General features: G+C 72.6%; 10 protein-coding genes. 5 read left to right on the forward strand and 5 right to left on the reverse strand.

Annotated elements, in window-relative coordinates; all coding sequences use genetic code 11:
* Positions 1-368 precede the first annotated feature (368 nt).
* Entirely contained in the window at positions 369-956 is a 588-nt protein-coding gene (locus ACIBG6_RS19650) for a SigE family RNA polymerase sigma factor (protein WP_399224025.1), read from the forward strand.
* Positions 953-2,323, forward strand: coding sequence for a hypothetical protein (locus tag ACIBG6_RS19655; protein WP_399223844.1), 1,371 nt, complete (start codon positions 953-955; stop codon positions 2,321-2,323). The genes ACIBG6_RS19650 and ACIBG6_RS19655 overlap by 4 nt, the downstream gene beginning before the upstream one ends.
* Before the next feature lie 12 nt (positions 2,324-2,335).
* Here the strand turns inward: ACIBG6_RS19655 and ACIBG6_RS19660 are convergent, their stop codons facing one another.
* Both ACIBG6_RS19660 and ACIBG6_RS19665 read right to left on the reverse strand, forming a co-directional pair.
* A complete protein-coding gene (locus ACIBG6_RS19660; protein ID WP_399223845.1) occupies positions 2,336-3,076 on the reverse strand; it encodes an SURF1 family protein in 741 nt (246 codons plus the stop codon).
* 135 nt (positions 3,077-3,211) lie between these two features.
* Positions 3,212-5,044 (reverse strand): prolyl oligopeptidase family serine peptidase, encoded by a 1,833-nt coding sequence (locus ACIBG6_RS19665; protein WP_399223846.1) that lies wholly within the window; start codon positions 5,042-5,044, stop codon positions 3,212-3,214.
* A 62-nt stretch (positions 5,045-5,106) separates the two neighbouring features.
* On the opposite strand from ACIBG6_RS19665, the gene ACIBG6_RS19670 reads away from it, so the two are divergent.
* Complete coding sequence (locus ACIBG6_RS19670) at positions 5,107-5,937, forward strand: class I SAM-dependent methyltransferase (protein WP_399223847.1); 831 nt, start codon at positions 5,107-5,109, stop codon at positions 5,935-5,937.
* 33 nt (positions 5,938-5,970) lie between these two features.
* Here ACIBG6_RS19670 and ACIBG6_RS19675 read toward each other — a convergent pair whose 3' ends face one another.
* The gene (locus ACIBG6_RS19675) at positions 5,971-6,261 is read right to left on the reverse strand and encodes a DUF6191 domain-containing protein (protein WP_329622601.1); all 291 of its coding nucleotides are present in this window, start codon (positions 6,259-6,261) and stop codon (positions 5,971-5,973) included.
* 76 nt (positions 6,262-6,337) lie between these two features.
* Positions 6,338-7,327 carry an Lrp/AsnC family transcriptional regulator gene (locus tag ACIBG6_RS19680; protein ID WP_399223848.1) on the reverse strand — a complete coding sequence of 330 codons (990 nt, stop codon included), beginning with the start codon at positions 7,325-7,327 and terminating at the stop codon, positions 6,338-6,340.
* Positions 7,328-7,660: 333 nt separating this feature from the next.
* On the opposite strand from ACIBG6_RS19680, the gene ACIBG6_RS19685 reads away from it, so the two are divergent.
* Together ACIBG6_RS19685 and ACIBG6_RS19690 are read left to right on the forward strand one after the other, a co-directional pair.
* Positions 7,661-9,100: a tetratricopeptide repeat protein gene (locus ACIBG6_RS19685; protein ID WP_399223849.1), complete on the forward strand. Its 1,440-nt coding sequence runs from the start codon at positions 7,661-7,663 to the stop codon at positions 9,098-9,100.
* 126 nt (positions 9,101-9,226) lie between these two features.
* Complete coding sequence (locus ACIBG6_RS19690; RefSeq protein ID WP_399223850.1) at positions 9,227-10,234, forward strand: YdcF family protein; 1,008 nt, start codon at positions 9,227-9,229, stop codon at positions 10,232-10,234.
* A gap of 46 nt (positions 10,235-10,280) precedes the next feature.
* Here ACIBG6_RS19690 and ACIBG6_RS19695 read toward each other — a convergent pair whose 3' ends face one another.
* Positions 10,281-12,119 carry an alkyl/aryl-sulfatase gene (locus ACIBG6_RS19695; protein WP_399223851.1) on the reverse strand — a complete coding sequence of 613 codons (1,839 nt, stop codon included), beginning with the start codon at positions 12,117-12,119 and terminating at the stop codon, positions 10,281-10,283.
* Positions 12,120-12,131 lie beyond the last annotated feature (12 nt).

Raw genomic sequence — 12,131 nt, forward strand, 5'->3', positions numbered from 1 at the left:
ACCTCTTGAACTGCGGTGATTCCGTGTTCGACGATGCTCTTCCCCCGCGTTGCAACCACGAGTTGGCTGGGGCGCGTCTCTGCGTTCACTCACCATCGTGTGGCGCGGAACACGCTGCGAAAGCGGGGTATCGGGGGAGAACGGTTACGCATGAGGACATACGGGTCACCGTCGATTTCGGTGGCGTACGCGTACAACCCTGACGGGGCGAGGCGTGTCCAACAGGCGTGGCAGAGGTACTCGACATCGCGACCATCGCTCCGCTGCGCGGCGCGGGCACAGCGGTGCTCCCCGTGCGGAGCGCCGCCGTCATCCCCGTACGCGGCTCCGCGGTCCGTCCGTTCGGACGTCCGCGCGGACTCGGCGGGATGCCCGTGATCGCCCCCGTGCCCGCCGGATCCCGCACGAGAGCGATGGACGGCATCCCCTCTCCCCGTACGAGCGCTGAAGGGGCCATGGCCGCCGGCACCACCGTCGACCACCTGACCGAGACCTACCGCGCCCACTACCGGTCGCTGCTGGGCCTCGCGGCGCTCCTCCTGGACGACACGGCCTCCTGCGAGGACGTGGTCCAGGAGGCGTTCATCCGCGTCCACTCCGCCCGCAAGCGCGTCCGCGAGCCCGAGAAGACGCTCGCCTATCTGCGCCAGACCGTCGTGAACCTCTCCCGGTCCGCGCTGCGCCGACGCATCCTCGGCCTCAAGCTGCTGTCCAAGCCGATGCCGGACATGGCCAGCGCGGAGGAGGGGGCGTACGACCAACTGGAGCGGGACGACCTCATCAAGGCGATGAAGGGCCTTCAGCGGCGGCAGCGCGAGGTGCTCGTGCTGCGGTACTTCGCGGACATGACGGAGGCCCAGGTCGCCGAGACGCTCGGGATATCGCTGGGTTCGGTGAAGGCGTACGGTTCGCGGGGCATCGCGGCGCTGCGCGTCGTGATGGAGGCGAACGCATGAGCCACGAGAAGGACGAGCCCCATGCCGAGCGCGACGCCGGTGATGAACGTGACGACCTGAGTGGACGACGGATGCTGAACATCGAGCGCGATTCCGAGCCGGATCCGGATCCGGATCCAGAGGCGGACGCCGAGATCGACTCCGAGGCCGGCTCCGAGGCCGGCTCCGAGGCACAGTCGAGCGCGGACGTCGTGGGTGCCCTTCGTGGTCTGAGTGGCCTTGCTGGTCCGGGTGGCCTGGGCGGCCTGGGTGACGAGAGCGACCTCGGTGACGAGCTCGCGCTGCGTCGGCTGCTCCACGGCGCCGTCGCGGGCCTGGAGCCCACCACCGGCTCGCTGGACCACCTGCGCCGTGCCGTGCCCGCGAGGCGCGCCCGCAAGCGGCAGGCCGTCGTCGGCGCCGCCGCTGCCGCCGTCCTCATCGGGACGGCCGTGCCCGCCTTCGTGCACGTCGCGAACTCGGGCGGGATCACCGCCGCCAACCCCGTGAACGCGGGCCACGGCCAGGACGCCCAGGGCGGCACCGGAGCCGAGACGGGCGTCGAGGGGGGCAAGTCCTCCCCCCAGTCCCCGGCGAGCCAGGTGTCCCCCAGTCAGGGCACGGTCGACGGGGCCACGGGCAAGCCGGAGCGGACGGAGAGCGGCACGAGCACCACCGGACCGCGGGTCTCCGAGATCCCGGTGATCGGCGACTCGCCGCGGTGCGAGCCCGACCAGCTCGGCGTCAGCGTGACCCAGACGAGCGGGCCCGACGGCTCGGGGAGCGTGTACGGCACATTCCGCGTCGCCAACGTCTCCGGGCAGAACTGCGTCGTGGACGGCAGCGGCATCGTCAGCTTCGAGGCCAGGGGCGCCGCCGACCCGGGCAGGATCTCGGTCGTCCGGCACACCGCGGGCGACGGCAGCGGGCTGCCCGATCCCGCCCAGGAGGCGTCCGCTCTGCTCCTGAAGCCCGACGGCTCCTACGAGGTCCGGTTCGCCTGGTTGCCGAGCTCGACCTGTCCGACGACCGGGGGGACCCCGACGACGGAGCCGACTCCGACGACGCCGCCGACCACGCCGCCGACCACACCGCCCCCGACGGAGCCGACGCCGACGGAGCCGCCGACCACGACGCCCCCGACGACGGAACCTGCCACCCAGGACCCCGGTACGGGCACGGGGACGGGCACCGGCGGGGACACCGGAACCGGCACGGACGCGGAGAGCGGTCCGGCGCCGCAGCTGCTCCACGAGGACGGCGCACCGGCGGACGGCAGCGTCTCGGTCAGCCACACCGCGGAGCCGGGCGGCCCGGTCGCCGTGGCGACCGTCCCGAACGCCTGCGCGGGCACGATCTACCGGACCGGCATCCTCGCGGGCTCCTGAGAGGCTTCGGCCCTACAGGCCCAGCGCCTCGTCCCGGGACGCCTCCGCCTCGCGGCGCACGAGGCGGAACCACATGAAGAGGACGAAGCCGGCGAAGACGAACCACTCCGCCGTGTAGCCGAGGTTCTGGAAGGCCTTCACGTCCAGGCTCGTCCCCGCGGCGGCCGCCGCCGGGACCGGTGTGAGACCGGCGGGGGAGTCGGTGAGGGTGATCCAGGCGTCGTAGACGTCGTCGGTGACCACGTTCACCAGGGCCGCCGCGCTGATCATGCCGAGCTGGCCCTCGGGCAGGCCGCCCGCGGTGCGGACGCCCTTCGTCCCCGGGTTCTCCGAGGCCTGGAGCGCGCCGACCACCGTGACGTCGCCGGACGGCGGGGCCGGGGCCTTCGCGCCCGTGGGGAGCCAGCCCCGGACCACCGGCAGGGACAAGCCGTCGTCCGTCTTCAGCAGCGTCAGGACGTACGAACCGGTCCGGCCGTCCAGGTCGCGCTCCGGGACGAGGAACTGCTCCCCGAACCGGCCGCGCGCCTCGGCGGGCCGCCCCGAGGTCTCCTGGTCCACCGGCAGGAGCGTGTCCAGCGGAGCCGCCTTCAGCGAGCTCGCGGCGGGCCGCTGCTCGGCCTCCTGATGGGAGTCGACGCGATCCTCGAACTTGCCCAGCTGCCAGGTCCCCATGAACACGCAGAACGGGATCGCCAGCAGGACGAAGACGTTGATCCCCCACCAGCGGGGCGTTGCCAGGAACCGGTACACACCCCCACGGTACGCAAGCGCGCCCCGCTCCCCGACGGCCGGGTCCCCAGGGGGCCCCTGGACGGTCCCTGGGCGGTCCCTGGGCGGTGCCTAGGCGGTCCCTGGACGGGTCCCAGGGCGATCCCCAGACGATCCTTAGGCGGTCCCGAGGTGCTTCGCGGCGAAGGCCAGGTCCAGGGCGACCTGCTTGATCCGCTCCTCCACCACGAGCGAGCCGTGGCCCGCGTCGTACCGGTACACGTCGTGGACGGCGCCCCGGGCCGCGAGCCGGTCCACGTAGTTGTCGATCTGCCGGATCGGGCAGCGCGGGTCGTTGACGCCCGCCGAGATGTGCACCGGGGCCTTCACCGCGTCCACGTACGTCAGCGGCGACGAGGCCGCGTACCGCTCGGGCACCTCCTCGGGCGAGCCGCCGAGCAGCGTCCGGTCCAGCGCCTTGAGGGCCTCCATCTCGTCCTCGTACGCCGTGACGTAGTCCGCGACCGGGACCGCGGCGAGACCGACAGCCCAGGCGTCCGGCCGCGTGCCGAGACCGAGGAGCGTGAGGTAGCCGCCCCACGAGCCGCCGGACAGGACCAGCCGCGCCGGGTCGGCGAGCCCGCTCGCCACCGCCCACTCGCGGACCGCCTCGACGTCCTCCAGCTCGATCAGGCCGACCCGGTGCTTGAGGGCGTCCGTCCACTCCCGGCCATAGCCCGTCGAGCCCCGGTAGTTGACCCGCACCACCGCGTAGCCGTGGTCCACCCAGGCCGCCGGGCCCGAGGCGAAGGCGTCGCTGTCGTGCCACGCCGGGCCGCCGTGCACCTCGAAGACCGTGGGGAACGGCCCCTCGCCCGCGGCGGGGCGCTGCACGAGCGCGTGGACCCGGCCGCCGGGCCCGTCCACCCACACGTCCTCCACCGGCACCGACGGCGGCGCCTTGGGGCCGGGCGGGTCGAGGACGATCCCGCCGGCCGTGGAGCGCACGACCGGCGGCTCGGCCGCCGAGGACCACAGGTACTCGACGCTGCCGTCGGGCCGGGCCGTCGCGCTCGACACCGAACCGGCCGGGGTGTCCACCCGGACCAGGGCGCGCGTGGCGATCTCGTACCGGAACAGCTCGCTGCGGGCCTCGAAGCTGTGCACGATCAGCAGGCCGGAGCCGTCCGGGTACCACTCGGCCGACACGTCGCCCGGCAGGTCGAGCCGCAGGTCGGTCTCGGTGCCCGCCGCCACGTCCCAGAGCATCGGCTCCCAGCGGCCGCGCCGCTGGTGCGCCACGAGCAGCCGCGAGTCGCCCGCCATCGGCGCGAAGCCGAGGACCGCGAGCCCGAGCTCCTCCGTGCCGCCCTTGGTGTCGTCGAGCTCGGCCAGCACGCTCGCGTCGGCGGCGCGCAGCACCCGCAGCGCCGAGTGCATCGCGTCCCCGTGCTCCGTGTGCTCGATCGCGATCAGCGACCCGTCGTGCGAGAGGTCGCCGACCCCGGCCGACTCCCGGTGCCGGTAGATCTCGACCGGGGCGCCCGCCCCCGGGCGTACGAGATGGACCGTCGAGCCGTCCTCGTCCGTGGAACGGCCGATCACCAGCGTGCCCTCCCGCCCGATGGCGAGACCCCCCGGATAGGAGGCGTCCAGGCCGGGCACGGTGGGCTCGTCCGCGCCGCCCGCGAACGGCTGGCGCATCCACACCCCGAACTCGTCCCCGTCGGTGTCCGCGAACCACCAGATCCACGCGCCGTCCGGGGAGAGCGTGCCGTCCGTCGTCCCGTTCGGCCGGTCCGTGACCTGCCGCTGCTCACCGCTCGCCCGGTCCCAGGCGTACAGCTCGTACGTCCCCGTGGCGTTGGAGACGAACAGCGAGCGGTCCGGGGCCTCCTCGGCCCACTCGGGCAGGGAGACGCGCGGTGCGCGGAACCGCTGCTCCCACACAGGGGTCTGCTCCCATGCCGGGATCTGGGCGAAGTCCTTGCTCTCAGTCATGACACCCATCATGCTCCGCCCGGCCGACAATCCGGTCGCGTCGTCCGCAACCTGTGGATAACCTCGCGATCATGTACTCCCCGACCCCTGAGGACTGGCGCGAGGCCAATCGCGCCCGCTGGGACGAGCGCGTCCCGATCCACGCCGCCGGCTCCTTCTACGACCTCGACTCCTTCCGCGCGGGCAAGGACGCCCTGCGGGACTTCGAGCTCGCGGAGGTCGGTGACGTCACCGGACGCTCCCTGCTCCACCTCCAGTGCCACATCGGCCTGGACACGCTGTCCTGGGCCCGGCACGGCGCCGCGCACGTCGTCGGCCTGGACTTCTCCGAGCCGGCCGTCGAGACCGCCCGCTCGCTCGCCGCCGACCTGGGGTTCTCGCAGGACCGTGCCGCCTTCGTCGCCGCCGACGTGTACGACGCCGCCGAGGCCGTCCCGGACAGCGCGTACGACATCGTCTACACGGGCTGCGGGGCGCTCAACTGGCTGCCCGACATCGAGCGCTGGGCGGAGACCGCCGCCTCCCTCGTCGCCCCGGGCGGCTTCCTCTACGTGGCCGAGTTCCATCCGCTGACGGACTCCCTCGACGACGAGACCGGCAGCCGGATCGTGAACGACTACTTCGTCCGAGAGCCGTGGGTGGACACCACCCCGGGCACGTACGCGGACCTCGACGCCGACACCGTCCACAACCGCAGCGTGGAGTGGGTGCACCCGGTCGGCGAGGTCGTCACGGCCCTCGCCCGGGCCGGCCTGCGCATCGAGTCGCTGCGCGAGCACGACGCCTCGCTGTACCCCCGCTACGGCGCGCTCCAGCGGCACGAGGACGGCTACTACCGCTTCCCGGCCGACCGCCCCCGGATCCCGCTGATGTACTCGATCAAGGCGACCCGCCCCGCCTAGAGGGCGTCCCCCGGACCGGTCGGAGGGAGTCCTCTACGACCGGCCGAGCCTGATGACGGCGCGCCCGCCCGTCAGATCCACCGTCGAGTGGTGCGGCGGGGCGCCGTCCAGCTCGTCGTCGCGCATCACGAGAGAGCTCTGCCGCTCCTTGAGCTCGTTCTGCTTGCCCTGCGAGAACGTCGCGTGCAGCTGCTCGAAGCCGGTGGAGGAGACCTGGCCCGTGCGCTTGCCGCGCCCGGTCGCCCGCAGCAGCTGGTCGGCGAAGGCCACCACCGTCAGCAGGATGACGAGGCCGGGCAGCGTCACGAACACGGCGAACTCCATGGGCCCATGAGACCACGGGGGACGGTACGGGGGAACGGACGGGAACGGACGGGAACGGGGCCGGGGCCGGCCGGCCTCAGATCGTCACGTCGGGCCGTATGTGGTGCGTGCGCCGTCCGTCCGGGCCGAGGACCTGCGCCCCGATCTTGTGGGTGCGCAGGGAGACCTGGGTGCCCGTGATCCGCAGCGTGGGGGCGGCCCGTACGAGCGTCGCCGTCACCTCGTGCAGTTCCTCGACCGTACGGAGCCACATCGCGAGCGCCAGGTTGTGCGGTCCCGTCACCGAGGTGATCACACGGCTGTGGCGCAGCCGGGCCAGCGCCGCCACCGTCGCCGTGACCTCGAGGGGCGGGACGTCCGCCGTGACCAGCGCCCATACCGGGCGCCCGGAGAACCTCGGGGCCGGCAGGCAGTGGTGGTGCAGCGCGCCGGCCGCCATGAGGGCGTCGAGCCTGCGCCGTACCGTCGACTCGCTCGTGTCGCACTGCCGGGCCAGCTCGGCGGCGCTGCGGCGGGCGTCCCCGGCCAGTTCCGCGACCATCCTGAGGTCGAGGTCCGTGAGGGGAGGCTGCGCGCGGCCCGGCGTACGCAGCCGCCGGTCCCCGCCCGTGGCCTCCGCGAGGTGCTGGACCTGTCCCGGGGCGAGCTGCTCGATCCGTGACCGGTACGGGCGGTTGTGCAGCCGGGTCACCACCTGCGTACGGGAGCGGAGCACTCCGGGCAGGGGTCGCACCCGGCCCGCGAGGTAGGCGTCGAGGGCGTAGAGATCCGGGCAGGCCACGAGCAGCACCAGGTCGGCGTCGCCGGTCACCTGGTGGACGCCGAGGGTGTACGGATCGTCCGTGAGCGCGATCGCGGTGGCCTCGGCGGCGCCCGCGGCGCATTCCAGCTCGACCCAGGCGTACAGCGTGGTGTCCCCGCCGTGGGCGACGATCAGTGAACTCCAGGCCCAGCCGCCCGTGGTGAGGTGGTCCCAGCGCCGGGCGAGCGTGTCGGGGCTCGACCCCAGCACGGCCGAGAGCTGGGTCCAGCTGGCGCGCGGTGCGATCTGTAATGCGTGGATCAATGACAGATCGGCCTCTCCCAGGACGGATTCCCCGGTATGCATATGCCTCCTTGGCCGATCCCTGGGAAACCGTGGGTGTGGGTGCCAGGGCGCCCCAGGATGTGGACTGGGGCATATGCATTCAAGCCGTAGTGGCGATTGTTTGCCATTAAGGCCGGCATAAGTCCCGGATTCGGACAGAAAGAGAACAGGACAGAACAGGACAGGGTGGTACGGGGGATGGAATCCATGGGGCACATGGGGAATCCGAAGAGCCCGCGGAGTACGAGGGGTACGAGGAGTGCCAGGGGAAGGGAGAGCGCGGGAAGTACGAGGCTCTCCGCGAGTACACGCATGGCGGGGAGATCGGGGAACACGGGGAGCACGGCGAGCCCCGTGTGCGCGGCGGCGGAGGAGTCGCCGGAGGCGGAGCTGCTGTGGGGCGAACCGGTCAGTCCCGACCAACTGGCCGCCGCCGAGCAGGGCTACGAGCGCTGTGGCCCCGCCGAGCGACTCCTGTGGGAACGGCTCTCCGTCTTCGAGGGCGCCTTCGGCCGGGACGCCGTCCACGAGGTCTGCGCCTCCGACACGCTGCCCGCGGGGGAGGTCCAGGCGGTCCTCGACCGGCTCGCCCCCCTCGCGCTCCTCGCCGTCGACGACCTCTTCGACGGCGAGGACGGCGCGCCCCGCTACTGGATGCCGCACCCGATGCGGGCCGTCGGCGCCCGCCGCCTCACCGAACGCGGCGACCGCTGGACCGTCGTCCTGCACCACCGGAGGTGGTGCGTGAAGCTGGCCCGGCAGGCCGCCGACTGGTGGCAGAGCGGCCGCCAGATCGACGCCAGGAACCTCGCCCTGCGGGAACTCCCGGACCTGGCAGCCGCGATGGACCCGACGACCGCCCCGCTCTCGCCGCACGCCGAGGCCGACACGTCCGTCGAGATCGCGATCTCCCTGTGGTTCCTGTGGGTGGCCTGCGGGCGGGTCGCCGAGGGCCGGACCCGACTGCGGCACGCCCTCTCCCTGCACTCCGGCCCGCCGCCCGCCCGCGCGTTGTGGCTCGCCGCCTACCTGGAGCTGGAGTCGGGCCGCCCCGAGGACGCCGACCCGCTCCTCGTCCAGGGCTGGGCGGCGGCAGTACGCGACGGGGACGACCGGTGCCTGGGCATGCTCGCCCATCTGCGGGGCGCGACCGCCCTCTTCCAGGGGCGTTCGCGCGTGGCGGCGGCGGAGTTCCGGGAGGCCCTCACGCTCATGGAGGAGCACCCGGAGTTCGGGCCGAGCCGGGAGCTGTGCTGGGTCGCCCTCGCCCTCACCCTCAGCCGGACCGATCCGGAGGCCGCGCAGGAGGCCCTGGACCAGGCCGTCCTCGACACGGCGGCCCGGCAGGCCTGGACGGGGCGCGACCTGTGGGCCGACGCCTGGGCGCACCACGCGCGGGCCGAACTCCTCGCCTGGGACGGGGAGCGCGAGCGGGCCGCCGAGCACGCCCGGCGCGCGCTCCGCGCCCATCTGGCCCTCGGCACGGCGGTCGGGGCGGCCTGCGCGGCCGAACTCCTCGCCCAGATGCGGGTCATGGTCGGCCGGATGACCTCCGCCGCCCATCTCCTAGGCGCGGCGGACCTGTTGCGGTCCTCGGTCTTCGAGGAGTCGTACCGCCCGGCGGAGTACTGCGCGACCTCCCGCGACCGCAGCGAAACGCTTCTGCGGCGGCTGCTCGACGACCGGGAACTGCGCCGTGCGTACGAAGAGGGCGCGCGGCTGGGCCTGTTCGCCCTGGCGGGCGAGGAGTAGCCGAGGCCCGTCGGCACAGGCACAGGCACAGGCAAAGGCACAGGTACGGGCACAGGCACCGGCACGGGCACAGGCACCGGCTCCGTCGACAGTCGGATTGTCAGTCGCGGTGTCTACGATGTCGGAATGTTCGCCTTCGTCGTGGCCGCCGTCTTCCTGCTGCTCTTCGGGGCCGGTGTGCTGCGCGACCGGCGCCGCTTCGGCAATGCCGTGTACCTGGGCCTGGCCGTGACGTTCCTCGGGCTCGGTCTCCTCGCGGAGATCGACGCCGCCCCGCCCGGGGTCTCCGAGACCGTGATGATCCTGGTGCTGCTCGTGCTCGGCCTCGGCCCGGTCGTGCTCGCCGGCCTGCTCTGCGCGAACGGCGTGAAGATGGTCCGCAAGGAGGGCAGACGCCCGGCGAACCTGCTCTCGCTCCTGGCGGGCCTCGGCATGTTCGGGGTGATGGGCCTGATGGTGGCGGCGGGCGTCACGCACTCGCGGGCCCTGGGCCTGATCGCCGTCACCACGCTGCTCGTGCTCGGCTACGTCTCGTTCCTGTTCCTCTGCTTCGTCGGGTACGCGTTCCTGTACGGACGGATGCGGCTGCGCCGCGACGCCGACTACGTCGTGGTCCTCGGCTCCGGGCTGATCGGAGGCCGCCGGGTGCCGCCGCTCCTCGCGAGCCGGCTGGACCGGGGCCGCCAGGTGTACGAGACGCTGGCCGCGCGCGGCGGGGACGCGCCCGTCCTGATCGCCTCGGGCGGCCAGGGCCCCGACGAGGAGGTGCCCGAGTCCCACGCGATGGCCGACTACCTCGTCGAGCGGGGCTTTCCGGCCGGGGCGGTCGTGCGCGAGGACCGCTCGCGTACGACCGAGGAGAACATGCTCTTCAGCAAGGAGCTGATGGAGCGGGACAGACCCGGCTCCTCCTGCGTGATCGTCACCAACAACTTCCACGCCTTCCGGGCCGCGCTGATGGCCCGGCGGGCGGGGGTGGACGGCCAGGTCGTCGGCTCGCCCACCGCCGCCTACTTCTGGCCGTCGGCGATCATGCGCGAGTTCGTCGCGGTCTTCCTCCAGTACAAGGTGGTGAACCTCGGGATCTGCGCGGCGCTGATCCTGCTGGGCGTCGTGGCGTGGTTCGCCCGCTGACCGGCACGGCTCGCGTCACTCATGTGGCCCACGCGGCTCACGCGGCTCACGGGGTGACGATCGGGAACTGCGGGTCGGGCGTCGTCACGTACGAGAAGAGCCGCCCGAGCAGCGCCGGGTCGCCTTCCACGCCGACCCCGAGCTCCTGGACGCTCTGGCCCGCCAGCAGGCCGAGGAGCTGGGCCTTGGCCAGGGTGAGCGTGAGCCCGGCTGGGGTCCGGGGATCGGAGATCTCCCGGTGGGTGAGAGCGCCGTTGTGCAGGGTGAGCCGGCGGCGGGTCCCCGCACCCTTGGGGCCGTCCGTCAGGACCAGGTCGACGGTCAGCTCCTCGTGCCAGGCGCGCGGCCCGTCGATCCGTACGGCGATCGAGTCGAGGAGCATGGGGACCGTGAGGGCCATCGCCATCTCGGGGTTGGACGTGTCGAGATCCGTCTTGACGATGCCCTCGCGGAGCTCCAGCGCCGAGGTGAGGTAGAAGTTGCGCCAGGTGCCGTTCTCGGAGCCGTACCCGAGCCGGTCGTAGACCGAGGCCAGGGCCTCCTTCGCCTCGACGTTCCCGGGCTCGGCGAAGACCAGGTGGTTGAGCAGCGTTGCCGCGAACCGCAGGTCGTCGGCGTCGACGTACTCGCGGGCCTTGACGAGCATCTCGGCCGGGCCGCCGGCCAGGGCCACGTACCGCTTCGCGGTCTCGACCGGCGGGTGCTCCCAGAGATGGGCGACGTTGCCGTCGAACCAGCCCAGGTAGCGCTGGTAGATCGCCTTGGTGTTGTGGCTCAGCGAGCCGTAGTAGCCGCGCGCGTGCCAGGACGTGGCCAGGGCGGGCGGCAGCTCGATCCGCTCGGCGATCTCCGGGCCCGTGAGGCCCTCGTTGAGCAGCCGCAGCGTCTGGTCGTGCATGTACGCGTAGAGGTCCCGCTGCTCGGTCAGGAACCGCACGACGTTGTCGTGGCCCCAGGTCGGCCAGTGGTGGGAGGCGAAGCCGACGTCGTACATCCCGTGGAAGTACTCGATCGCCTCGTCGAGGTACACGGACCAGATGCGGGAGTCGCGGACGACCGCCCCGCGCAGGGTCAGGATGTTGTGCATGTTGTGCGTGGCGTTCTCGGCCAGGCACAGGGCACGGAGGTCGGGGAAGAGGAAGTTCATCTCGGCCGGTGCCTCGGTGCCCGGCGTCAGCTGGAAGACGATCCGCACGCCGTCGACCGTCACCTCCTGGCCGGTGTCGGTGATGTCCACGGTCGGCGGGATGAGGCTGATGGTGCCGAGCGAGGTGGTCTGGCCGAGGCCGGCGCTGATCTGGGCGTCCGGCGCCTTGGGGAGGTTCGCCCCGTACATGTAGGCCGCGCGGCGGGTCATCGCGTTGCCCGCGTACACGTTCTCGCTGACCGCGTGCTCCAGGAAGCCGACCGGGGCGATGATCGGGATCCCGCGCTCGGTGCCGTGCGGCAGGATCCCGCGGGCGCCGCCGAAGTGGTCGCCGTGCGAGTGGGTGTAGATCATGCCGGTGACGGGCCGGTCCCCGCGGTGCTCCTTGTAGAGCGCGAGCGCGGCGGCGGCGGTCTCCGTGGAGATGAGCGGGTCGATGACGATGATCCCGGTGTCGCCCTCGACGATCGTCATGCTCGACAGGTCGAGGCCCCGCACCTGGTAGATGCCCTCGGTGACCTCGTACAGACCCTGCCGGGAGCAGAGCTGCGCCTGACGCCACAGGCTCGGATGAGCGGTGTCGGGGCAGTCCGCCTTGAGGAAGTCGTAGACGTCGGCGTCCCAGACGGTCCGGCCGTCGGCGGCCGTGACCGTGCCGGGGACCAGGGCGCCGATGAAGCCCCGGTCCGCGTTCTCGAAGTCGGTGGTGTCCTCGAAGGAGGGCAGGGTGTCGCTCATGTACGGGGTGCT

The organism is Streptomyces sp. NPDC050842 (genome assembly GCF_044456565.1).
Lineage (GTDB): Bacteria > Actinomycetota > Actinomycetes > Streptomycetales > Streptomycetaceae > Streptomyces.